This window comes from Actinacidiphila polyblastidii, from assembly GCF_036353415.1.
Taxonomy (GTDB): Bacteria; Actinomycetota; Actinomycetes; order Streptomycetales; family Streptomycetaceae; genus Actinacidiphila; species Actinacidiphila polyblastidii.
On the sequence record NZ_JAZEWV010000002.1, the window covers coordinates 376,379 to 399,273 of the forward strand.

At 69.0% G+C, this 22,895-nt stretch carries 23 protein-coding genes and 1 pseudogene; 12 read left to right on the forward strand and 12 right to left on the reverse strand.

Going from position 1 to position 22,895, the window contains the following annotated elements:
* Positions 1–11: 11 nt before the first annotated feature.
* From V2S66_RS04985 to V2S66_RS04995, 3 genes are all read right to left on the reverse strand, one after another.
* Positions 12–371: a hypothetical protein gene (locus tag V2S66_RS04985; RefSeq protein ID WP_330793189.1), complete on the reverse strand. Its 360-nt coding sequence runs from the start codon at positions 369–371 to the stop codon at positions 12–14.
* Between the two features lie 283 nt (positions 372–654).
* Positions 655–1,488 (reverse strand): PIG-L family deacetylase, encoded by an 834-nt coding sequence (locus tag V2S66_RS04990; protein WP_330793190.1) that lies wholly within the window; start codon positions 1,486–1,488, stop codon positions 655–657.
* Positions 1,489–1,769: 281 nt separating this feature from the next.
* Positions 1,770–2,495, reverse strand: coding sequence for an SDR family oxidoreductase (locus tag V2S66_RS04995; protein WP_330793191.1), 726 nt, complete (start codon positions 2,493–2,495; stop codon positions 1,770–1,772).
* A gap of 134 nt (positions 2,496–2,629) precedes the next feature.
* Here V2S66_RS04995 and V2S66_RS05000 point away from each other — a divergent pair, with 134 nt between their 5' ends.
* Positions 2,630–3,478 (forward strand): LysR family transcriptional regulator, encoded by an 849-nt coding sequence (locus V2S66_RS05000; RefSeq protein WP_330793192.1) that lies wholly within the window; start codon positions 2,630–2,632, stop codon positions 3,476–3,478.
* A 297-nt stretch (positions 3,479–3,775) separates the two neighbouring features.
* Here V2S66_RS05000 and V2S66_RS05005 read toward each other — a convergent pair whose 3' ends face one another.
* Positions 3,776–4,480 (reverse strand): hypothetical protein, encoded by a 705-nt coding sequence (locus tag V2S66_RS05005; protein ID WP_330793193.1) that lies wholly within the window; start codon positions 4,478–4,480, stop codon positions 3,776–3,778.
* A 501-nt stretch (positions 4,481–4,981) separates the two neighbouring features.
* Between V2S66_RS05005 and V2S66_RS05010 the strand changes: the two genes are divergently transcribed.
* The 5 genes from V2S66_RS05010 (at position 4,982) to V2S66_RS05030 (ending at position 10,623) form a co-directional block, all read left to right on the forward strand.
* Positions 4,982–6,466, forward strand: a complete 1,485-nt coding sequence (locus V2S66_RS05010) for an APC family permease (RefSeq protein WP_330793194.1) — start codon at positions 4,982–4,984, stop codon at positions 6,464–6,466.
* Entirely contained in the window at positions 6,463–6,903 is a 441-nt protein-coding gene (locus V2S66_RS05015) for a hypothetical protein (RefSeq protein WP_330793195.1), read from the forward strand. Before V2S66_RS05010 ends, V2S66_RS05015 begins: the two co-directional genes overlap by 4 nt.
* On the forward strand, positions 6,900–8,264 hold the full coding sequence (locus V2S66_RS05020) for a dipeptidase (RefSeq protein ID WP_330793196.1): 1,365 nt from the start codon (positions 6,900–6,902) through the stop codon (positions 8,262–8,264). Before V2S66_RS05015 ends, V2S66_RS05020 begins: the two co-directional genes overlap by 4 nt.
* On the forward strand, positions 8,261–9,517 hold the full coding sequence (locus V2S66_RS05025; RefSeq protein ID WP_330793197.1) for a threonine/serine exporter family protein: 1,257 nt from the start codon (positions 8,261–8,263) through the stop codon (positions 9,515–9,517). The genes V2S66_RS05020 and V2S66_RS05025 overlap by 4 nt, the downstream gene beginning before the upstream one ends.
* Before the next feature lie 878 nt (positions 9,518–10,395).
* Positions 10,396–10,623 (forward strand): hypothetical protein, encoded by a 228-nt coding sequence (locus V2S66_RS05030; RefSeq protein ID WP_330793198.1) that lies wholly within the window; start codon positions 10,396–10,398, stop codon positions 10,621–10,623.
* A 484-nt stretch (positions 10,624–11,107) separates the two neighbouring features.
* Here the strand turns inward: V2S66_RS05030 and V2S66_RS05035 are convergent, their stop codons facing one another.
* The 4 genes from V2S66_RS05035 to V2S66_RS05050 all read right to left on the reverse strand — a co-directional run bounded on the left by V2S66_RS05035 (position 11,108) and on the right by V2S66_RS05050 (position 14,145).
* Positions 11,108–11,434, reverse strand: a complete 327-nt coding sequence (locus tag V2S66_RS05035; RefSeq protein ID WP_330793199.1) for a thioredoxin family protein — start codon at positions 11,432–11,434, stop codon at positions 11,108–11,110.
* A gap of 115 nt (positions 11,435–11,549) precedes the next feature.
* Positions 11,550–11,909: a PLL family lectin gene (locus V2S66_RS05040; protein WP_330793200.1), complete on the reverse strand. Its 360-nt coding sequence runs from the start codon at positions 11,907–11,909 to the stop codon at positions 11,550–11,552.
* Between the two features lie 119 nt (positions 11,910–12,028).
* Positions 12,029–13,579, reverse strand: coding sequence for an AMP-binding protein (locus V2S66_RS05045; RefSeq protein WP_413966296.1), 1,551 nt, complete (start codon positions 13,577–13,579; stop codon positions 12,029–12,031).
* Between the two features lie 44 nt (positions 13,580–13,623).
* On the reverse strand, positions 13,624–14,145 hold the full coding sequence (locus V2S66_RS05050; protein ID WP_330793202.1) for a hypothetical protein: 522 nt from the start codon (positions 14,143–14,145) through the stop codon (positions 13,624–13,626).
* An 859-nt stretch (positions 14,146–15,004) separates the two neighbouring features.
* Here V2S66_RS05050 and V2S66_RS05060 point away from each other — a divergent pair.
* The 4 genes and pseudogenes from V2S66_RS05060 to V2S66_RS05075 all read left to right on the forward strand — a co-directional run bounded on the left by V2S66_RS05060 (position 15,005) and on the right by V2S66_RS05075 (position 17,131).
* Positions 15,005–15,514, forward strand: a complete 510-nt coding sequence (locus V2S66_RS05060; RefSeq protein WP_330793203.1) for a hypothetical protein — start codon at positions 15,005–15,007, stop codon at positions 15,512–15,514.
* 137 nt (positions 15,515–15,651) lie between these two features.
* A pseudogene (locus V2S66_RS34705) lies at positions 15,652–15,918 on the forward strand (transposase); the annotation flags it as partial.
* Positions 15,919–16,446: 528 nt separating this feature from the next.
* Entirely contained in the window at positions 16,447–16,875 is a 429-nt protein-coding gene (locus V2S66_RS05070; protein ID WP_330793244.1) for a restriction endonuclease, read from the forward strand.
* Between the two features lie 79 nt (positions 16,876–16,954).
* Positions 16,955–17,131, forward strand: coding sequence for a hypothetical protein (locus tag V2S66_RS05075; protein WP_330793204.1), 177 nt, complete (start codon positions 16,955–16,957; stop codon positions 17,129–17,131).
* 53 nt (positions 17,132–17,184) lie between these two features.
* Here the strand turns inward: V2S66_RS05075 and V2S66_RS05080 are convergent, their stop codons facing one another.
* Entirely contained in the window at positions 17,185–18,585 is a 1,401-nt protein-coding gene (locus tag V2S66_RS05080; protein ID WP_330793205.1) for a DNA-binding protein, read from the reverse strand.
* 421 nt (positions 18,586–19,006) lie between these two features.
* Here V2S66_RS05080 and V2S66_RS05085 point away from each other — a divergent pair, with 421 nt between their 5' ends.
* Positions 19,007–19,141, forward strand: coding sequence for a hypothetical protein (locus tag V2S66_RS05085; RefSeq protein WP_330793206.1), 135 nt, complete (start codon positions 19,007–19,009; stop codon positions 19,139–19,141).
* A gap of 49 nt (positions 19,142–19,190) precedes the next feature.
* On the opposite strand, the gene V2S66_RS05090 is transcribed toward V2S66_RS05085, so the two are convergent.
* Positions 19,191–19,784, reverse strand: a complete 594-nt coding sequence (locus V2S66_RS05090) for a hypothetical protein (protein ID WP_330793207.1) — start codon at positions 19,782–19,784, stop codon at positions 19,191–19,193.
* Between V2S66_RS05090 and V2S66_RS34485 the strand changes: the two genes are divergently transcribed.
* Positions 19,764–20,360, forward strand: coding sequence for a tyrosine-type recombinase/integrase (locus tag V2S66_RS34485; protein ID WP_413966297.1), 597 nt, complete (start codon positions 19,764–19,766; stop codon positions 20,358–20,360). The two genes, V2S66_RS05090 and V2S66_RS34485, sit on opposite strands and share 21 nt — an antisense overlap.
* A 36-nt stretch (positions 20,361–20,396) precedes the next feature.
* Here the strand turns inward: V2S66_RS34485 and V2S66_RS05095 are convergent, their stop codons facing one another.
* Entirely contained in the window at positions 20,397–21,122 is a 726-nt protein-coding gene (locus V2S66_RS05095) for a PaeR7I family type II restriction endonuclease (protein ID WP_330793208.1), read from the reverse strand.
* A 9-nt stretch (positions 21,123–21,131) separates the two neighbouring features.
* Positions 21,132–22,802, reverse strand: coding sequence for an Eco57I restriction-modification methylase domain-containing protein (locus tag V2S66_RS05100; RefSeq protein ID WP_330793245.1), 1,671 nt, complete (start codon positions 22,800–22,802; stop codon positions 21,132–21,134).
* Positions 22,803–22,895: the final 93 nt, after the last annotated feature.

Consider the following 22,895-nt stretch of genomic DNA (forward strand, 5'->3'; position numbering starts at 1 on the left):
CCCCCGGCCGCTCATCTCCCGCGCGGAGCCGTGCAGTCGGCCGGGGGCGGGCTGCCGACGGGCCAGGCGATGCCGACGAGGCGGGTGGCGTGCGCGGCGGGGTCGAGGCGGACCACGGCGACCGCCTTGTCGTAGGCGTTGCCGTAGTTGTCCAGGCAGATCCAGCCGCTGGCGCCCCTGACCGGCGTGGTCCCGTGCATGGTGTCCCGGGAGCGGCCCACCTCCGCGAGGCCGGGCATCCGCACGCCCGCGTCGGTGGCCGTACGGATCTCCCGCACGGCGGTCCACACCGTGTCGTACTGGGTGATGGTCCGCTCGTCGGTGAGGTCGGTGCGGCGGATCACGCCGATCGTGTCGCCGGCCGCCTGCACGGCCTGCGTGAACTCGGCGTAGTCGTCCTGCGAACCACCCGTCGCCGGCGGGCGGTCCTTCCACTCGGTCGCACGTACGTGCCATCGCCGTTACGGGCTCCCCGGAGGTGCGGCCGCGACGGTGGAGGCGTCCGTCCGAGTGGGAGGGCGGACGCCCGGTCGCAGGACCGGGCGCCCGCGCAGCGCTGGAGGGCGGTCAGGGCGGCCAGGGCGGCCAGGGCGGTGTGCGGCGAGCCGCGTTGCGCGGCGGGGATCGACGCCGCCCGGTTGTGCGGCTCGCGGATCAGCGCAGTCCGGCGAAGAGGTCGTTCTCGGGTACGGCCGCGCCGGTGGTGTCCCGGACGCGCACGAAGGTCTCCACGCCCATCAACTCGCCGAACCTCTCCTTGCCCATCTTGAGGAAGAAGATGTTCTCGCCCTGACTGGCGTGCGCGGCCAGCGCGTCGAACTTCTGGCCGCTGAAGGCGGTGGCGTCCACCCACGTGGTGATCTCGTCGTCGGGGAGGCCGATCTCGGTCATCGCGCCGGCCCCGGCGGGGTCCGGTTCCGGCATGGCCGCGCCGAACTCCCGCATGACCTCGCCGAACCGCCGCATCATCGAGCGGGGAACCGTGGTCCAGTACACCTTCGGCGTCAGCGAGGTCATCTCCAGCGCCGCCATGGTGATCCGGTGCGCCTGGATGTGGTCGGGGTGGCCGTAGAAGCCGAACGCGTCGTACGTGACGACCACATCGGGCCGGTAGCGCCGCATGAGTTCCGCGAGTCGGGCGGCGCCCTCCTCGACCGGGGTCTGCCAGAAGGACCCGGCGGCGTCGTTGGTCGCCCAGCCCATCATCCCCGAGTCGGCGTAGTCGAGCATCTCCAGATCGCTGATCCTCAGGACGTCACAGCTCGCCTGCAGCTCGCGACGGCGCATCGCGGTGACCGCTGCCGGATCGTGCCCGGGATCGCCGGGCTTGACGCCGTCCGGTCCGTCACCGCAACCGCCGTCGGTACACGTCACGAGAACCGTGCGCACGCCCTCCGCCGCGTACCGGGCGAGGACCCCGCCGGTTCCGGTGGCCTCGTCGTCGGGGTGGGCGTGCACTGCCATGAGAGTCAAGGGCCGGTCAGTCATGGAGCAGTCCTCCTGCGGACATACGTCGTGATCCGAAGCGCGCGGCGGTCGTACCAGGCGTACCAGGCGTACCACGGCGCGGGTGCCCGGACACCGGCGAAACGGGCGACCCCGCGACCTCCGTGTCCTGCGGGCTCCCGCCGTGCGGCGCCTGTCCCCGACCTTTGCAACCATGCCGGCCGGACCGGCTGTTCCCGGCACGGTCGCTCGGCCGCCCGCGATCCCCCGGCGACCGCGGGTGCGACCGCCGATCCCGCCTCAGCCCGGGAGCGCGTCGGAGGTCACCACGGCACCACGCCGTCCTCGTCGAAGAACCCGCCGGTCGGGCCGTCGTCGGCGAGGGACGCGAGCCGGATCGCGATCGCCGCGCCCTGTTCGGCGGTGCGCACCCCGCGGTGGCCGTTCAGGTCGGTCGCGCAGTAGCCGGGGCAGGCGGCGTTGATCAGGATGTTCGTGTCGCGGAGCTCCTTGGCGTACTGGACGGTCAGGGCGTTGAGGAACGACTTCGACGGTGCGTACGCCGCGGAGATCGGCCCCGTCTCGCCGTCGGAGGAGGTCTGCCGTGTGAGCGACCCGACGCTGCTGGACATGTTGACGATCCGCGGCGACGCCGAACGCCGCAGCAGCGGCAGCAGCGCGTTGGTGACGCGGATCACGCCGACCACGTTGGTCTCCAGGGCCGTCCGTACGGCCGAGAGATCGACCGTGGTGGGCGTCTGCGGCATGCCGCCGGTCACTCCGGCGTTGTTGACCAGGACGTCGAGCCGGCCGGCGCGCTCCTCCAGCAGCCGGGCGGCGGCCGCCACGCTCGCGTCGTCCGTCACGTCGAGCGGCACGCCGAACGCGTCGGCGCCGCCCGCCCGCAGTCTCCGTACGGCGGCGTCCCGGCGTGCCTCGTCCCGGGCGCCGACGCCGACGCTCCAGCCGAGGGCGCCCAGGCCCGCCGCGATCTCGTACCCGATTCCCTTGTTCGCGCCGGTGACCAGCGTGATCGTCTGTCCGCTCATGCGGTCCATCGTGTCCCGCACCTGCGCCACGCGGCCAACACCGTCTGGGTAAGCGGCGATACCTCTCCGGTATCGGAGCAGCTCGCAGCGGTCGTGGCAGCGGGCGCCGAGGCGGCGTCGGGTAGCTTGGCGGGATGGAGACGAGGGAGCTGAGGTACTTCGTCGCCGTCGCCGAGGAGTTGCACTTCGGGCGGGCGGCGCAGCGACTCGGGATCGCCCAGCCTCCGCTGTCGCGGACGATCCAGCAGCTCGAACGCCGTCTCGGGGCCGCACTGCTGGAGCGCGGCAGCCGCGGTGTCACCCTGACCGAGGCCGGATCGGTGCTGCTGCGGGAGGGGCGGGCGGCCCTCGACGCGATCGAGGCCGCCGAGCGCCGCACCCGCCGCGCCGCTCTCGCGCCGACCGGCCGGCCCGGCGTGGTCCTCGTCACGAAGGCCGGAGCGACGGGGGAGTTGCTGGCGAAGCTGCTCGACGCCTACGCGGCGGAGCCCGGCGCGGTCGCCGTCGACGTGATGCTGTGCGGGATCGGCGAACAGGAGCGGCTGCTGCGGGACGGGCGGGCCGATGTGGCGCTGCTGCACCGGCCGTTCGACTCGACGGCCGGGTTCGACACGGAGGAGCTGCACACGGAGGGACAGGTCGTGGTCCTTCCGGCCGGCCACCCCCTCACCGGCCGGGCCGGTGTGCGGATGGCCGACGTCGCCGCCCTGCCCGGCCTGCCCATGCCCCGCTGGCCGAGGCTCGACGGCACCTTCCCGGACGGCGCCGGCCCGCCGGTGCACAACTCCACCCAGCTGCTCCAGCTGATCGCGCTCGGCCGCGCGTCGGCGATCATGCCGGAGTCGGTGCGCGCCGAGCTGAGGGACGGCCTCGTCACCGTCCCCGTAGCCGACGCGCCGACGGTGACGACGGTGATCGCGTGGCCCCCCCACAGCCGCTCGCGCCCGGTCGCCGCCCTCGTCCGGGCCGCCACCCGCCTCTGAGCCCGCCCCTCTCTGAGCCCGCCCCTCTGGCCGGACGCCGACGAAGGCGGCTTGCGGGACGCCGCCACAGCAGGGCGGACCTTCGCCGACGATATGGAGGAACTCACCGCCGCGGCGAACACCTCAGCCCGCACCCTGATCGAGAGCAACACCGGCAAGGCGATCTCCGGATTCGACGACCCATAAGCCAGTGCCCACCGCCGTCCGTGAGACGGCTCGTTCAGCGCGCGCCGGGCATCGCCCATCAGATCCTCACCTGATCGCTTGCGTGCGACGCCACGAGTTCAGTCGTCGGTGTCAGAGAATCGCCGAGGGCGAGCCCTGCTCATTCATGGATTCGGACGGATAGGCCACGACCGTGACGTCGACGGAGTCGACGACGGTGCAGCCGGTGGGCAGTGTTTTGAAGGTGACGTCGCCGTTCTTGTCGGGCTTGGCCTTGCGCAGCGTGCTGGCGCACTGGGGCGACGCCTCGGCCAGGTAGATGATGTGCGGGGTGTTCACATCGCCGACGCTTCCGATCCCCTGGTCGACGAGGTGCCAGCTGCCGTCGCCCGGCGCGATCGGGGCGAACGGAGCCGTGCCGTCGAGGAAGTACGCCTGGTCGCCCGCGGGGTCGAAATCGAAGATCCATCCCGTGTCGCCGTTCAGATCGCAGGCCTCGACTTGCACGGTGGCGCCGAGATTGCCGTCCGCGATCCGGAAATTCTGCTGGGGAGCGACGATCCGCAGGTGCTTGCCGCAACTGGTCGCAGCGGCGGCGGTGTCCTGCGTCTGGCTGCTCGTCACCGGTAGAGACGCCGGCTCGCCGGCCTTGGGGCTGCTACTGCCGCTGTCGCCACCGGCGAACACTCCGGCGAGTACGGCCGCGAGAGCGGCTCCTACGACACCGATCACGGCGACGATGATTTGCGTTTTACCGCTCCGGCTCCCCCAGATTCCGCTTCCCCCGGTTTCCTGATCAGGATCAGATCCCAGTTGGTCACCGCTCATTGCCGACATCCCCCCTCCGTGAAGCCTTGGGGAATGCCTACCACGGCAGATAGCTGTGCGGCGTCCTCTTGGGGAACTCCTGGCCGGGAATTCCCCTCATGGAGAGCCGGGCTTGCCGTCGACCCTTTGGAAGCCATCAAGGTGCATTGTTGCAGCGCCTGACGGATCATTCCTCTGAACGCGTTGCCCCAGGAAACGCGATATCACCAGGGAAGCCCCCCAGTCCCTCATTCAACAGCTCCGCACATGCCCGGCGGCAATGCCGTGATGCCCGGTGGCCCACAGGGTGCTGATCGCGAAGCTGCGCGGCATGGCCACGCCGCCGGCGCGACCCCCACCGTCGATGGCCCCCGCTGCGAGCAGTGGGGGCCGTCGACGTCGTGCCCGGTGAGGCGGGCTTGTCCGCTGTCACCCGTGTGGGCTGTTTCCGCGCGCGGTGCAGGCCGGGAAGGCAGAGGTTTGTCATCCGGAGGCGCCACGCGGCACGGCGCTCCGATACCGGAGGTGCGCATGAGCTCGATGGACATGCCGGCAGACCTGCCACGAGGCCGCGCGGAGCGGTCTGTGCCGAAGGCGGCCGCGCAGGCCGCCGCGGCGCCTCGGCTGAGCTGGCTGACGCTCGCGCTGATGACGACGTCGTCGGTGGCGAGCCTGCGGGCCGCGCCGACGATGGCCGTCTACGGCCTGGCCTGTGTCTTCCTCTACCTGGTACCGGCGATCGTGTTCCTGCTACCGACCGCCCTGGTGTCCGCCGAGCTGGCGTCGGGTTGGCCGGGCGGGGTGTACCGGTGGGTCAGCGAGGGGCTGTCCAAGCCGCTCGGCTTCCTCGCGGTGTGGTGCCAGTTCGCCATGACGATCTTCTACTACCCAAGCCTGCTGGCCTTCGTGGCCAGCACCCTGGCGTACGTCATCGACCCGCGGCTGGCCGCGAACGGCCTGTACACCGCGATCGTGATCATGGTGCTGTACTGGACCGGCGTCTGGGTGTCCTCGCGAGGGACGAAGGCGCTGGCCGGGCTGTCCTCCTGGGGCCTGATCATCGGCACGCTGATCCCCGGCGCCGTTCTGGTCGTGCTCGGCATCGTTTTCCTCGGGCAGGGCAACGCCTCGGCCGCGCCGATGACCGCCTCGCACCTTTTCCCGCAGTGGACCGGCCTGGCGAGCCTGGTGCTGATCGTCAACAACTTCCTGTCGTATTCCGGCATGGAGATGAACGCGGTGCACGTCTCCTCACTGAAGGACCCGGCCAGGGAGTACCCGAAGTCGATGTTCCTCGCGATGGGCCTGGTCCTGCTGATCTTCATCCTGCCCGCACTGGCGATCAGCTGGGTGGTGCCCGGCAACCAACTGAGCCTGACCGCAGGCGTGATGCAGGCGTTCGACGCGTTCTTCTCCCACTTCCACGTCGGATGGCTCACCCCGATCGCCGCGGTGATGCTGGTAGCAGCGGCACTGGGCGGGATGCTGACCTGGCTGGCCGGCCCGTCCAAGGGCCTGCTGGAGATTTCCCGGCAGGAAGGCTATCTGCCGCCGTACCTGCAGAAGCTGAACAAGAACGGCATCCAGCAGAACATCCTGGTGACCCAGGGAGTGGTCACCACGGTCATCGCACTGCTGTACGCACTGATCCCGGATGTCTCGAACGTCTACTGGATCTTCTCCACGATCACCACGCAGGTCTACCTGATCGTGTACCTGCTGATGCTGGTGGCCGCGATGCGGCTGCGCAGGACCCAGCCGGACCATCCGCGCGGGTACCGGGTGCCCGCCCTGAACCTCATGTGCGTGGTCGGCCTACTGGCGTCACTGGCCGCCCTGGTGATCGGCTTCGTGCCGCCGTCGCAGTTCGGCAGCGGCAGCATCGGCGCCTACATCGGGATCATCGGCGGCGGTCTGGTCATCCTCGGCCTGCTCATTCCCTACGCTTTCCTCAAGCTGCGCAAGCCCGGCTGGAAACAGCCCGCTGTCACCGACCAGGCGGGTGAGACGGCATGAAGACCACCCGTTTCGCCTCCGAGCACCGCTGGCTGTACGTCGGCGCGATCGTCCTCCTGGTGGCCCTCGCGATCGTCGGCGTCATCCGCTACACCAATGTCAGCACCGACAACGAGGCCACCAAGAAGGCCACGCAGCTCGCCGATGCCGCCGAACAGGCGGGCTACCCGCGGCCCAATGTGGGCACCCTCAAGCGGGCGCTGGGCACCGACGGCGGCCAGGCGTGCGAGAAGCCCGGCTCCGCCCTCGCCTCCGCCCTCTGGAAGATCAACCTCGCCAACGGCGCCACCGGCCCCGGCATTCGCCCCGTCATCGCCGATGGCAGGGCCGTCCGGGCCGAGAAGAAGGTGCTGGAGATCTACTGTCCCGACACCCTCCACAAGGTCCAGGACAAGATCAACGACCTCAAGACCGGACGGACGGTGCGCACCGGATGACCACCACACCGCAGGACGGTCTCGGCTCCCGGATCGCCACGCTCATGCTGCGCGCCCGAGCCGACCTGACCGAACTGGTCGCTATCCCCTCCGTCGCCGACCCCCGCCAGTACCCGCCCGAGGAGTGCCGCAAGGCCGCCCAGTGGGTCGCCGACGCCTTCACAGAGGCCGGACTGCACGATGTCCACCTCGCCCGCACCCCCGACGGCAGCGACGCGGTCATCGGCCACCGCCCCGCCCCTCCCGGCGCCCCCACCGTCCTGCTGTACTGCCACTACGACGTGCAGCCGCCGCTGGACGACGACGCGTGGACCAGCCCACCGTTCACCCTCACCGAACGCGACGGCCGCTGGTACGGGCGCGGTACGGCGGACTGCAAGGGCAACATCGTCATGCATCTCACCGCGTTGCGGGCATTGGGCGACGACCTGCCGGTCGGCATCAGATTCGTCGCCGAGGGCTCGGAGGAGCAGGGCACCGGCGGCCTCGAGCAATATGTGATCGCGCACCGCGATGAGTTCGCCGCCGACGCGCTGCTGGTCTGCGACACCGGCAACGCCGCCGTCGGCGTCGGTACCGCCACCACCTCGCTGCGCGGACTGGTCAACGTCGTCGTCTCCGTGGAGACCCTGGCCGGCGAGGTCCACTCGGGCATGTTCGGCGGCCCCGCCCCCGACGCTCTCGCCGCGCTGATCCAGCTGCTGTCCACGCTGCGCGATCCGTCCACCGGCGCCACCCGGGTCCAAGGCCTCGCCGCCGACGGCACCTGGCAGGGCGCCGGATACGACGAGGAGCAGTTCCGGCACGATGCCGGTGTCCTCGACGGGATTCCCCTCACGGGCGAGGGGACGGTCGCCGACCGGCTCTGGGCCCGGCCCGCCGTCACGGTCCTGGGCATCGACTGCCCGCCGGTGGTCGGCTCCGCCGCCGCCGTACCGCCCAGCTCCCGAGCCCGGATCTCGCTGCGCGTCCCGCCGGGCGTCGAGGCGGCAGACGCGCTCCAGGCTCTGACAGCTCATCTGACGCGGTCCGCACCCTGGGGCGTACGGGTCGCCGTCGAGCCGGAGTCGAGCGGCGACCCCTTCGCCGCGTCCACCGACGGCCCCGCCTACCGGGCACTGGACGACGCGATGCGCGCCGTCTACGGGCGACCCATGGCCTTCCTCGGCCAGGGCGGGTCCATCCCGTTGTGCAACGTGCTCACCGACACCTACCCCCACGCCGAGATCATCCTGATGGGCGTCGAAGAACCGCGGTGTCTCATCCATGCGCCCAACGAGAGCGTGGATCCCGGCGAGATCCAGCACATGGCCGAAGTGGAGGCGCGCTTCCTGCAGAACTTCGCCCAGCTCGGGCCGTGACCGGACCTGCGGCCGCCGCGGACCGGGGACAGGAGCGCCACCAGGAGGCGACCGAGTTCCTCACGCGGCTGACGCGCGTGCTGCTGCGGACCAGCGGTGAGGGCGCCGAGCAGATCGAGCGGTCGGTGCGCTCGGCGGCGGCTGTCTACGGTGCCACCGCTGACCTGGTCGTCGTCCTCGACGGCGCCACCGTCACGGTGGCCTCACAGGGCCGGACGACCACCAAGGCGGTCCGGGAGTTCCCCGAAGCGTTCCGGATGGACCAGGTCGTCGCCCTCAAGCCGCTGCTGGCCGACATCGCCGCGGGGCGGCTGGACGTCGCCGAGGCCGACCGACGACTGACCGCGATCGAGAGCGCCCGGCCCCCGTATCCCGGGTGGCTGAAGCTGGTCGGGATCGTGCTGTTCGCGGTCGGGTTCGCGCCGCTGATGCAGCCCACCTGGTACGAGGTGTGGACCACCGCCGTGCTCGGCGCCGGCACCGCTTCGCTGGCGGCGGCCGCCGAGCGGCTGCCCCGGCTGGCCACCGTGCTGCCGCTGGTCGCCGCGGCCGCCGTCTCCCTGGTCACCTTGGAGGCGTTCGCCCGCACCCCCGCGCACGGCGGCCCGGTCCTGCTCATGCTCCCGGCGCTGTTCTACTTCGTGCCCGGCGACTACCTGAGTGCCGCGACCGCGGAAATGGCCGCCGGCTTCCTCACCACCGGCGCGATCCGCCTGGTCTACGCCGTCTTCCTTCTCATCCAGCTCTATCTGGGCGTCATCCTCGGCCTGGTGATCACCGGGCGCTCCCGGCACGCACTGTTCGACGTCGCCGCGCACGGCGATCTGCCCCGGTGGGCGCTGTTCCTGGCATGGATCGTCTTCACCGTGGGTACCGTGCTGGCGTTCGCGGTCCCCGCCAGGCTGACCGGCCCGTTGTTGGCGCTGGTGTATGTGACGGTCGGGGTGCAGGCAGGCTTCACCGAACTGGTCGGTGAAGTTGGCGGCACCTTCGCCGCCGCCGTCGTGCTCGGAGGGCTCGCCACCTGGCTGGCCGCCCGTCCGGCATGGCCACCGCGGATCGTGCTGCTCCTGCCCGGGTTCTTCACCCTCACCGTCGGCTCTCTCGGGATGCGCGGCCTGACCGCAGTGGCAGGCGGTTACCCCATCCAGGGCTTCCATGATCTGACAAAGATGATCACCCTTGTCACCGCCATCGCCGCCGGCCTGCTGCTGGGAGCAGTGATCGCCAGGCGTCCGGCAACGGGACCGTGATCACCGCGTGCCGGGCCACAGGCACCCGCCGCCGGCGCATGCCCTGCCAGTCGGGGACGTCCGGGCACGCGCGGAACGGGACGGCCTGACGCTCCGTCCCGTCCCTGGACCCCAACTCGGTTCACACTCGTTCGTGTGCCGCCGAAGGGTGGCGTCCCTGTCAGTAAGTCGGAGGAGTGGGGGTGGTGGTGCGAGAGACGGCAACCTCGTCCCAGACCCGGGACAGCGGCCTCTCCTCGGATCTGCTGTGCATCTACCCGCAGGCGGACACCGTCGTCCTGGGCGGTACCGCCATGGAAGGGAACGGCGACCTGGACCCTGATGATGCTGCGGCCGAGGCCATCCTGGCCCCTTGCACATTCAGCGAGCCCCACCTGGTGGACGCGCAGATCACCGAGCACCGCATCGGAGCCCGACCCACCCGCGAGAGGGTTCGAATCGAGAGCGACCGGCTGGAGGACGGCACTCTGGTGGTGCACAACTACGGCCACGGCGGGGCGGGCGCGACAAGCTGGAGATCGTCGGCGGAACCACCGTCGCCGGCACCGCCCTGGCGTTCTTCACCGCAGGACTCACCGAAGCCGCCGCCGCGGCGGCCACCGCCGAGGTCGTGGACCTGTCAGCCACCCTGGGCGTGGCCGTCCCCACCGAGGTCGCCGCGATCATCGGCACCACCCTGGCCACCGCCGCCATCGCCGGCGTCGAGTCGATCACCGTCGACCTCGCCGTCACCCAGCCCATCGCGATGGCCACCGGCCAGAGCAGCGGCCTCAACCTCGACGAGGCGACCGACGCCGCACTCTTCGGGGCGGTCTTCGGCGGCGGCGTAGACGCGGCCGGCAAAATCACTGCTGCCGCCAACGAATGCCCAGGACAGCGTGCAGCCGCAGCCGAGCGAGCCGGAGCTGGCCGCAGCGCTCGCACGGGTGCTCGGCCACTCGGTCCTCTACCCGACGGAATCGATCCGGCCGAGCGCGTACTGGCTCGCGGCCGCCGACGGTACGGTCACCCGGGCACGGCTGCTCGACTCGGACGACGAGAAGCCCGTGTACACGGACGACGCCGGCTGGTGGTGGAGCCGCCGCCCCGAGCCCCTTCCCTGGTAGCCCCACGGCGCCACCCGACACGGCAGAGGCCCGTAGCCGTCGTGGAGGTGGACGGACAACGGCGTGCGCCCCGGTCAGCGGTGGGCTGCAGATACGCATAGGGCGAGACCCCGAACGTCGTTGGCCCCGGCTGCGAGCAGCGGGGGCCAACGACATCGTGCCCGCTGAGGCACTGGCGGAGGATACGAGATGCGAATCGTGAGGGGTTGCCCCCAACACGCTTTCCAACTGATCGTCCTGGGGTTCAGCTCGGTCCGTCAGCGCTCTGACCTGTGATGAGAGGCTCGGCAGCAGGGGGACGGACCGGGCTGAACGGGAGTGAACGCAACGGGAACTGCAACTGCCGGACGGGACACTTCCCCTGATGGGAGCGGCGTGTGTCGGCCACAGCCTCCGTGCCGGCCGCGCTTTTGTGGTGCGGGGGACGGCGGATACGCGGCCGGCGCCAACAGTTCTGCCCGCGCCGGGCCCTTTCGGCGGCCTTCTAGAGGTTGGCCTCGATGAACTCGGTGAGTTGCCCTTTGCTGAGCGCGCCGAGTTTGCGTGCGACCTCCGCGCCGTTCTTGAAGATCAGCAGCGCCGGGATGCTTGACACGTTCTGCTGCGGAGGTGTCGCGGTGTTCTGGTCGATGTTGAGCCGGGCGACCGTCAGTCTTCCGGCGAAGTCGGAGGCCGAGCTGTCGACATCGGCCCTGATCATCTTGGAGCCGCCGCTCCACTCGGCCCAGAAGAAGACCATGACCGGGCCCTGCGCCTGCAGGACCTGGGCGGTGAAGGTGGCATCGGTGGTATCGATGGGGCCTGGGCTCATGGATGCTCCTCGCGGCTGGTCGCGTGCGGGTGTTCCGGCAGTGGTTCGGCCCCGATGTCGATCACGGGAGGCGGCGTGGGTGGCGGATTCCGCCCAGGGTGTGGGGCGGCGCGGGTCACTCGGCGATCAAGTTCTCCTGGATGAAGGTGTAAACGTGCTTGTTGTTGCCGGTCAGGACCCACGCGGTCTTGTCGCTGTCCGCGGCGCCCGCGACGGTGACCGGGCTGGACCCGGTTCCGTTGTCGAGTGAGGCCCAGGGGGTCCAGGTGCCGCTGCTGGGGTCGCGCCAGGAGGTGTAGAACTTTCCGTCCAGGCCGGTGATGACGGCGCTGATGCCGCCTCCACCGGTGGCGATGGCGGCGACGGCGTTCTTGGTCTGCCCGCCGGGGATCTTGGTCCAGGCGGTCTGCCAGGTCTCCCCGGTCCGGTAATTGCAGTAGATTCCCTGGTCGGATCCGACAGCCAGGACGAACACGTCCCGTCGGGGCCGATGGCGGCCGCGGGGGGCAGGCTCGTGATCATGCCCCCGGGAACCTCGGTCCAGCTCATGCCAACTCCTCCTGTTCGGTTCGTGATCAGCGTGGACCGCCCAGCTCATGGGCGGGTGCTCCGCTCCTCGGCTGCCTGCCGGCGAAGGTGCTTCTTGTCCGGTTTTCCCGCGTCGGTGAGCGGGAGGGCGTCGGTGAGGTGGACGTGGTCGGGTTCGTACATGGGGCCGCGTCCGTTGCGTACCAGGGCCCGCAGGCCGTCGGCGGTAAGGGTGGAGCCGGGGGCGAGGACGACGGCCGCGTGGACGCGTTCGGGGCCTTCGCGGTCGCGGACGCCGTAGACGGCCGCCTGGAGGATCTGGGGGTGTGTGGTGAGGAAGTCCTCAAGCTCGACGGTGTAGACGTGGCCGCCGACCACGGCGATCATGTCGCGGACCCGGTCGACGACCGTGAGGTAGCCGTTCTCACCGAGCTTCCCGAGGTCGCCGGTGTGCATCCAGCCGTCGACGAGGGTCCGGGCGGTGAGTTCGGGGTCCTTCCAGTAGCCCTCCATCATGTCCGGGCCGCGGACGCAAATCTCGCCGACCTCGCCGTCGGGCACGACCTTCCCGTCGGGATCCCGGATCTCGACGTCGACGCCCGGCAGGACGCGTCCGGCGGTGCGCAGCACGTCGGGGCGGTCGGGGTCGTGCTCGTGCGCCGGCAGGAGCGTGACGGCTCCGGCCTCGAACTGGCCGTAGGACTGCTGGAAGATCCGGCCGAACCGCCGCACCGCGTCGGCGGTGCGGCTCGGTGAGGACGGGGTGCCGCCGTATGTGACCTGCTTCAGGCTGGAGGTGTCGGCGCGGTCGGCGTCGGGGTGGTCGAGGACCTGGTAGAGCAGCGGGGGCAGCAGCATCATGTGGGTGATGCGTTCGCGTGCGATCGTCGCGAGGATCCGCGCGGGGTCGAAGTCGTAGTGCAGGACGACCGTTCCGCCGGCGGCGAGGGTGCCGTCGGCGATGAACCCGGCGGCGTGAGAGATCGGTGTGCAGACCAGGTCCCGGGGTGCTTCACCGACGAACAGCTCCCGCATCTGCTCGGTGTGCCGCATCCGGCCGAAAGTGCTGCGGACCCCCTTGGGATGCCCGGTGGTGCCGCCCGAGTGCCGGATCATGCACAGGTCCCCGGGCCGCGCCGGACTCGCGACCGGCTCGTCACCGCGGCCCTCGGCGAGCGCGAGGAGGTCCTCTCCGACAGCGAGGCCGCCCTTCGGGGCGGGCCCGAGCCGCAGGACGTGTGCGACGGGTGCTGACGCGACGATCTGCGCGGCGCGGGCGGACAGCAGTGGATCGACGAGGAGGACGCTCGTCTCGACGTCGCGGACCATCATGGCCTGGACGTCGGCGGAGAGCCGGTTGTAAAGGTGGTTGTAGGACGCTCCGAGCAGGTTGACGGCGTACCGGGCGGCGACGGTCTCCACCAGGTTCCCGCTCAGGACCGTCACATGGGTGCCACGGCCGATTCCGAGTTCGGCGAGCGCGCGGGTCAGCCGGTGGACCAGGGAGCGGAACTCCCGCGCCGTCCAGCGGCGGCCACCGCCGACGATGACGGGCCGGTCGGGGGCAAGGCCGTCCAGGACGGTCTCGACGTAGGTGCGGAACGGCTGCGGGGAAATGGCAGGGATCCTTCCCTCGGCGACTGGAGGACGGCTCCTGACCGTCACAGGCCGGCGAGAGTCCAGGTATCGGTGCCGTTGAGCTCGGTGACGCCGGTGGTGGAGCACGCCGACAGGTCGAGGTTCACGAAGGTGATGGTCTGGGTGATCGACGCTCCTGTGAGCGTTCCGGCGGAGATGGTTCCCGTGGAGGTGCCGACCTTCGTGCCGTTCACGTTGGAGAAGCTGTTGGTGTAATTCCACGTGCTGGTGGTGGAGTCGTTCCAGTAGAGGGTCTCGGTGCCCGACCCGCCGCCGAAAAGGGTGGTGCAGGACTGGGTGGCGGTGCCCGAGAACGGGCCGGAGAAACTGGTCAGGCCCGGATGGGTGAGGCTGAGGCAGGTGGTGGCCTCGTCGGCTCCACTGACCGCCACGGTCCGGCTGGTGTCGGTGACGCCGGGTGAGAAGTCAACGGTGGTCGTGCCCGCGCAGTTCACCAGGCCCACGGCCGCCGCCGGCGTCTGCGCCGACGCGGCGGCGGCCGAGACCAGCGCCACTACGCACAGGACCGTGCCGAACTTCCTCACGAGCACTTCCTCCGCCGGGGCCGCCTGACCGGAATCCCTGAGAGCAGCAATCAAAGTCCCCTCCCGGCGCGAGCCCCGTCAAGGACGCCTTTCCGGACGCCGGAGGAACCGCTGACGGCTAAACGGTCGGCTTCGGCCAGGTGACCACGGCGAGCCGCGGCAGACCCAGGAGTAGCGCGAGGCACTCGTTGGCCCCGGACCCCACCTGGTGGCCCAGACCAGATCGCAGGGCAGCGCCAACAACCCAGGCCCCCGGCGCAGGATCGGCCCTGGCCGACAGCGGGTTCCCGCCCGCTCCCTGCGGCACGTACATCGGATAACCGTCCGGGTACTGCTTCCGCGTCCCCCCGAACGGGACGGGCGGTCCGTCCACGCCAAGGAAGAGGATGGGCCGCGCCGGAGAAACGATCGCATCGGCACCATAGGAGCAGGAGGGCCGCCCCGGACGCGGATCCGCCGCCCGGACGGGCCCGCGCCGCCTGCGTGACCACGAACGTCGAAGGGCCCCCATCGCGGATGGGGGCCCTTCGACGTCGTGCCCGGTGAGGCACTGGCGGAGGATACGAGATTCGAACTCGTGAGGGGTTGCCCCCAACACGCTTTCCAACGGGTCACGGCAGCGTTTGGGGTTGGGCGGGGGCGTCCTGAGCTGCGGTGAAGCGGTCCTCGGAGAGAAGTCCGGACGCGACCGAACGACGTTGAATGCAACCAGAGCTGCAACCAGAAACGGCCCTGAGCGGCTAGTGCTCCAGTGCGACTTCGTGATCTCGGAGCTGTCTCCCGGATGGCTGGAGAGCTCCCTGGTAGGCCCCGGCGCGGAGGTCGGAGCGAGGCGGTGGCCTGAGTAGGGTTGAAGCCCATGGAGAAATGGGGCGCAAGTCTGTATGGGGATCCGTGTGATGCCTGTGGCTTCGAATGGTCGCTGACCCCGCAAGAAGCGATACGGATCGTGGAGGAGCTACCGGCGCGCTTCCGCGTACTTCTTGCGGGGCGCACAGGGTACGAGCGGCACCCAGATCTGGCATGGACGCCTGCGGCCTACGTCAGCCATGTCACCGACAATCTTCGGAACTGGGCTGAACGGCTCGCTGGGGCCCGGCTGTCCGGAGCGGTTGACGTGCCCGGCTACGATCCAGACCTTATTGCGCAGGCCCGTCACTACAACGAGATCTCTCCCGCCGCGGCCTTGTGGTCGTTGGAACGCGCGGTCGATGCCTGGGTGGCGTCGGTGACTGCCGCACTTGAGGACGGGATTGCGCTGCGGCATGCCACCCGCGGAGTTCAGCGCGCCGAGGATGTCGCGCGCAACAACGCCCACGACGGGCACCACCACGCCTGGGACGTCGACCGCATCCTGCAGTGTGCCTGACGGTACGGCTGAGCTGTGTGAGAGCTGGAACGGCCACCACGTGATCATTAAGGGTTGTGTGGACTCCTGAAGATCGCGAGGTGGCCGCTGGCCACAGCATGGACGCAGCCCGCTGGCGGACGATGTTCGACCATGCCATGGCCCGGATCGCTCGCTGGTTCCGCCGGGTGGAGCCTCGTGACACCGCCCGTGGATATCTGCTGGGGCTCCTGTCCGGCGTCGAGCGGAAGAACTGCTGGCAGATGGCCGAGCAGGCTGCCCACGCACGCCCCAGGCCGATGCAACGGCTGCTGCGGAGCGCCCACTGGGACGCCGATGAGGTCCGCGATGACGTCCGGTTCTACGTCGTCGAGCACCTCGGCACTAACGAGGGCGTGCTGATCGTCGACGAGACGGGCTTCTTGCTTTTGCGTTCCATTCCATCCGTAGATTCGCAGGAATCGAACAATCGACCAGACCGTGTGGCCTGGTTTGGTCTCTGGGCACGGCGATGGGAAAGCTGATTTGTCCCGGCTTCGATGAGACAAGGAAGACGCCAGCTTCGGCAGTGGTCCAGAGGTGACTTGCCTGGGAAGCGATCCAGCCAAGTATGCAAGGCCCCCTTTCGCGAGGGCACATCCTGTGGCCACACTGCTGAGCAGGAGCGGGAGGGGGTCCCGGTGGGTGAGAAGAGACGTCGCTCGGCTGCGCGTAGACGACGGCAAATTCGTCGACGCGCACTTATCGCTGGTGGAGCCGTCCTGTTGCTGGCCTTGGCAACATTCTGGTCATCTGTCTGGCCTTACCTCTTGGCGGCGGTGTTGCTTGGTGGTCTCAGCGCAGGAGGCTGGTGGTTGTGGCGCACCGGCCAGGCCCATCGTAGGGCGGACCTGCGCTGGCGGCGCCAGGATGCGGTCCAGGCCGGGCATCGGACACTCGCACAGGTGGACAAGATGTCTGGCACTGAGTTCGAAGAGTTCGTAGCCTCGCTCTGCCGCCGCGATGGATGTACCGAGATTCGACGTGTGGGTGGGTCGGGCGACAATGGCGCTGATGTGCGTGGACTCCTGCCGGATGGCAGGACGGTTGTCGTCCAGTGCAAGCGCTACGCCCCCAGCAGCACCATCCCTGCCCGCGATCTGCGTGATCTGCTGGGAGCTAAAACTCATTTCGGTGCCGACCTGGCCGTCTTCGTCACAACCACCCGTTTCAGCGCACAGGGCGAGGGCTTCGCCGTGCGGAACGGAATCCTTGCCATCCACCGCGACCACCTTGGTCTGTGGAACAACGGTGCTTCCCTGATGTCCCTTGCGGAAGTCAACGGCGCCGGGCAAGGCGATTCACGACACCGATCCCGCTGGAAGCAGGCGTACGGGAAGTGACGTATACGGAACACGGACCGCGTCCGGGGACTCCTCGCTGATTTACGGTCGTTCTGCGCACGTTGAAGGAGAGGCGATCATGGCTACGACGCAGCCCCGATGCGGAGCGCTCACCAAGGCCGGCAGCCGTTGCCGGAAACTCGCGGTAAAGGGCACTTCGCGGTGCGCAGAACACCAGGGTGAATGGTCGGCCTACGAAGCGGCGAAGCGTCGGCAGGCAACTCCCCGCAAGAAGGCGATCAAGCGCAAGAAGTGAAGCACGGGCCGCGGGGCCGGAAGTACGACCTCGCCGAGCCGCCGAGGACCGGTTCAGTTGTTCAGGAGTGCGCGCAGTTCCGCTGCTGACATGCGTGCTGCGGGGGCCGCGATGCCGTCGAGTACCGGGACTCCGTCGGCCAGCAGGATGTCCTCCGGTGTCTCCGTCCGCTGCGGGTCGGACCAGCGGAATCCGGTGCTGACTTTCCCTGCTGCGGTGAGCACGCGCCAGGGGGCCGGGCACTCGCGGCACGACGCCAAGTGTGTGCCTATCGGCACCGCATGGCTTTCCACGGCTGCGGCGATGTCGCCGTAGGTGGTCCATCGTCCTTCGGGTATGGCGGCCAGCAGGCTGTGCAGGTCGGTCCAGTCCTTGCGGGTGCCGCTCACCTTGCTGGCGAGGGCCGCGAGGCTCGTGCCGGCCAGCCTCGTCCATTCGTCGGGGTCGACCCCGTCGGGGACGTGGTCCGTGTCCACGTCCCACCAGGTGGTGCCCTGGACGCCGGTGACCGTTCGGCCGGTCACGCTGGTGAAGATGTGCTCGGCAAGGCCGGTCGGCGAGAAGGGGGTGCCGTCGCCCGACCATGTCAGCGGCTTGGCGGCTCCGTTCGTCCAGACCGCGGACCCGCGGCCGTCGGCCTCCTGCACCCACGCGAGGATGTCCTTGCGTATCGCATCCGGTACACCGTGGCGCGGCACCAGCCGGAGCCTGGTCCCGTCCGGGAGCAGGCCCGCGCTCGTGATGACCTGCACCGCGTTCCTGGCGCGCGAGCGTTCCTTCAGCTTCTCGGCCACCGCATCTGCCTCGATCCGGGCCGGCGCGAGCGTGAACTCCTCCACCTCAGGTGTCGGGTAGACCTGCGTGAACCCCGCCACCAGGTTGCCGTCGATCTTCCACAGGCTCACCTGGACGAGATCGATGTCCAGCTTCATCTCGGACAGCCACACGACGGTGTGGGTCACCTGCTTGGGGAAGTCGGCAGCGATGATCATCAGCCGGGGGCGCTGGAGGAGTTCCTGGCTCCATTCCCCGTCGATGTGATCGAGGATCCGCCGGCGGCACTCTGCCAGTTCGGTGCCCTGGCCGCGGCGGGCCAGGAAGTCGTGGTGGGCCTGCGCGAGCGTGCCGAGGTCGAACCGGGAGACCAGGGCGGCATAGGTGATCGCCTGGAGGTGGACGTCCCGGTCGGCCGTGTCCCGCTTCAGTTCGACGACCACCAGACGCCCGGTCGCATCGAGCCCCAGCACGTCCAGCCGCTCCCGCGCCGGAACCCCTTCGGCGTCGGCCCAACGATCGAACTCCGCGGTGATCACCAGCACCGACTCCCCGAGCACCTGCGGGTTGCCGATCACCCACTCCTGCAGATGCTGCCGCTCCAACAGCCCTTCAGCGGCAAGGCTCGTCTGCGTCACTGCCGTAGCCGCATGACCAGCGACGCTGAAAAGGTGGTCCAATCCCGCCCCCTGATTTCCCCTCGACAACTGCGCCGAGATCCCGACCCTATGCCCCGGGTGAGGCCCGTGCATGACCTTCTGCTCGGCTGTCGCTCCACGGAAGCTTTGTGGGCGCCTCACGGGAACGCCCGCCGGATCAGCCATGTCCCACCGCTGCCGTACAGCAGCACAACCGCCCGTACCCACGAACGATCAAGACCGCTTGAGGCCGGGGTTGCCGCCCCAACGCCTCGCCAAGAGAGGCTTCCGCCTTGCACTCCAACGACCTCGCTGACGCCCAGATCGCCCGCCTCCTCGGCGTGCCCGAGGACGATCTGCGCAACGCTCATCGCGGCACCGCGACGGCTCCCACGGCGACCCCACCTTCGTCGCCCTCACTGTCGCCGAAGCCGCCCGCCGCGTCGGCATCAGCCGCACCAAGATGTACGAGTACGTCTCCTCCGGCCAGATCCCCTCTGTGAAGATCGGCAGCCTCCGCCGCATACCCGCCGAAGCGCTGGGCGCATTGGTCGCGCAGCAGGCCGGCGATGCCTTCGACTTCACCACCGCGGCCTGAGGGAGACGGACATGGCCAACACTCGCCAGCCCAACGGCGCCTCGTCCATCTACCAGGCCAAGGACAGCCGCTGGCACGGATACGTGACCGTCGGCATCGAAGACGACGGCAAGCCGGACCGTCGCCACGTCACCCGTAAAAGACGGGCCGAGGTCACCAGGGCCGTCCGCGACCCGGAGAAGCTCCACGACGCCTGCACCGTACGCAAGGCCGGCCGGCGCTGGACCGTCGAGACGTGGCTCCCCCACTGGGTGGAGAACATCGCCGCGCCCCACGTCTCGGAGACACCATCGACGGCTATCGCGTGGCCGTCTCCCACCACCTCGTACCCGGCATCGGTGCTCACCGCCTGGAGAAGCTTGAGCCGGAGCACCTGGAACGCTTCTACAAGCGCATGCAGGAATCCGGCAGTTCGGCAGGAACTGCGCACCAGGCCCACCGCACCGTCCGGACGGCGCTCAACGAGGCTGAGCGTCGCCGCCACCTCACCATCAACCCGGCCACCATCGCCAAGGCCCCGAAGCTCGATGAGGAGGAGGTCGAGCCGTACACCCTGGCGGAGGTCCAGCGCCAGCTTCTCGAAGCCGACAAGCACCGCAGCACCGCCCGTTGGGTCATCGCCCTGGCCCTCGGCCTGCGCCAAGGCGACGTCCTCGGGCTCCAGTGGGGCGATGCCGACTTCGAAGCGGGCGTCATTCGCGTACGGGGGGGACGGCTGCGGCCCCGGTACGCGCACGGCTGCGCCGGCACCTGCGGACGGGCGAAGGCTGGCTTCCGCCCGCAGAAGGTCAACACCCGCCGCGAGACGAAGTCTCCGAAGTCCAAGGCGGGCAGGCGTCTGGTTGGGCTGCCGGAGGAATTGGTCAAGCTGCTTCGGCAACACAGGGCGGAGCAGGACCACGATCGTACGGTCGCCCGGGTCTCTGGACGGAGAAGGAATACGCCTTCACGTCACCGACCGGCGAACCGCTCGCCCCGAACACGGACTACCACCGCCGGAAGGACCTGCTGCGGGCCGCCGGCGTCCGCGACGGCCGCCCTCCACGATGCCCGGCATACGGCGGCGACCGTGCTCCTCATCCCAGGAGTCCCGGACGCGGTAGTAGACGCGATCATGGGCTGGGAGCCCGGGAAGTCGGTGCGGATGTGGCAGCGATACCAACAGGTCACCAGACCCGTGCTCCAGCAGACAGCCGCAAAGGTCGGCCACATGCCTTGAAGGCCGACATGCCCTGCCCCGTATGAGGGCGACGCCCTACCCGGGAATACCGAGGTCCCTCAGGTACGTGAGTCGAGCATTGATCGCTGCTGAGAAGTGCCTCCAGTCGAGGCTTTCCACCAGTTCGGTCGGGCTGGGGGTCTCCGCCGAGGACGTGACGTAGCACGCGGCGTCGTAGAGCTGTTCGGCCACGAGGCGCTCGCAGAAGATCCCGAAGCGGTCCTGGTACGAGGTACCGTGCCAGATCTTGTCGGCGGGCAAAGCGCCCTTCGCGGTCGAGACCGGCCTTCGGGATCCTTCACCGTCCTGCATTATGAAGAAGTAGCCGAGCCAGGGCTTCTCTTTCGGGTACAGCTCGGCGAGGGTTGCCCGACGCAGGTCCACCGCGCTACCGAGTGCTTCCTCGACACGGTTGTTGTAGTTGTTGCCGAAAGACGGGCCTCCGAGCGCTTTCATCTCGAAGGCCGCGACAAGCACGTTCTGGTGGACCACGACAAGGTCCCACTGCTTCTGCGGCCGGTAGTAACCGGGCAACTCCAGGCCCTGGGACTTGCTGACGCGGATGCTCTCGGGCGGGTACCCGGCTTCGAGGAAGAACTTCGCCAAGAGGGCTGCGATCACGTCGAAGTGCTTGCCGCCCCGCACTGCCCCTGCGGTGCCGGCACCGACCGCGTTCTTGATCGCGGACTGCTCGTTCTGCAACTGCTTGGCGCCCCAGTAGGCCGCGATCGCGTCCTCGAAGTCCTGGCGCGTGACCGTCAAGAGGCTCTCCTAATCAGGCAACTCGGCAAGCCGGTAGACACGCAGGGCGGCTTCGGTCGCGGCCTTGACGTCGCGCTTGTCGAAGGCCCCTGCCAGGGCGGCCTGGTCGCTCTCGCTGATCGATGCTGGGTCCGGCACGCGGATCTTACGCAGATACTGCGCTTGGAAGCGGAGAGTTCCCCCTCGCATCTTCACCGCGTACGCCTCCACGAACGCTTCCGCGACCTTGGACAGCAGCAGACCACCGAGTACACGCATGTCCCAGACGTCCGAGACGATGAAGTACAGGTTGTGGTGAGGGTACAGGCCACCCTCATCCAGGACCGGATGGATCGTCAGCTTCATGTCCGGAAGGAGCAGCTTGGGACGCCGGGTCAGTCGAGGGTCGACCTTGTCGATCGTCTTGTACCAGCGCTGAGGCTGCTTGACCGCGACATAGCGCTTGCGCAGGGCGGCTCCGTGCTTCTCGAAGTGACCGGCGAGCCGGGGGTAGGCGGAGAGGTCGACCAAGTTTCCGTGTGTGGTCCACGGGTTGACCAGGAAGGTGCCATGCCAGTCAAGGGTGCCGGTGGTGGTGTCACGGACCATGGCCATCGGCAGGAGCCGATCGCTCTCAACAAGGTCGGCGTCGTTAGTGACGAAGACCTTGTCGGCGCCGGTCGCGATGCCGATGCCGACCCGGGTCCCGGTCTTGCCGTCCTCCAAGAGACCGAAGCGTTCAGTGAGATCTTCCAAGACTGCGAGCCTGGCGGGGGAGGCGGCCGGCCAGGAATCCTCGTCGGGGAACCAGTGCGGCATGCGAGCAGCCTGGTACGCCTCGGTCGAGACCGACTTCGGTTCGCTCTTCACGTACCAGGCCGCGAAATCGTCGGCCTGAGTTGCTCCGAACGATCGTGTGGCGTCCGCCGCCACGGCTGAGCCTTGGAGACGGTTCGAGATGACCGTGATCGCCGGGTAGGCCGAGACCTGATCGTCAAAGGCGTCAACGTCGTGCATGACGAGGGCCAGGTCCATGCTGTAGCGAGAGGTCACCAACTGGCGGAGCTGGCGACCGTACTGGTTCCGCATCCAGCGGTCCGCGCAGATGAAGCCCAGCTGTCCGTCGGGAGCGAGGCTTCGCATCGCGACCTCGTAGAAGCCGACGTAAATGTCTGCTCGGCCCCCCATCGTCGAGCAGACGCTCCGATAGGCGGCCATCCGGTCATGGGGAACGTCCTCAAGGCGGATGTACGGAGGATTGCCCACCACGTAGTCGGCTCGTTGGGCTGATTCCGGCCGAAGAAGGTAGTCGCCCTGCTTTACCCAGGCTGCCGCGACCTCCTTGGCTTCGTCGGGCTGCCACCCATCGCCGGTCAGCTGCTCTGCAACCACCGCGCGGCACTGCTGCACGTTGCGGTCCAGTAGATCGAGGGCGCTGACCGCCGTAATCGCATCTCCGATCGGGCGCTTCTGCCTACGGCAGGAGGCGCTGATCCGTGCTGCGACTGCCGCCAGAAAGGCGCCCGTACCGCAGGCCGGCTCGACAAGCCTGACGTCGCAAAGGTCTTTGTCGGCCGTGTAGGCGAGCAGGTCGAGGATCAGGTCGACCACCCAGCGTCGCGTGAATACCTCGCCGTGCTCGACGCTTTGGGCCGGGAGCACGGAGAGGTTCTGCCAGTCGGCATCAGCGAACGGGAGCATGGTCACAAGCCGACCCTACAAGGGGAGATTCCGGTGAGGAGGGTTGTCCACAGGCAGGTTGCACGGCTGTGGATCTGCCTCAACGTGACGGAC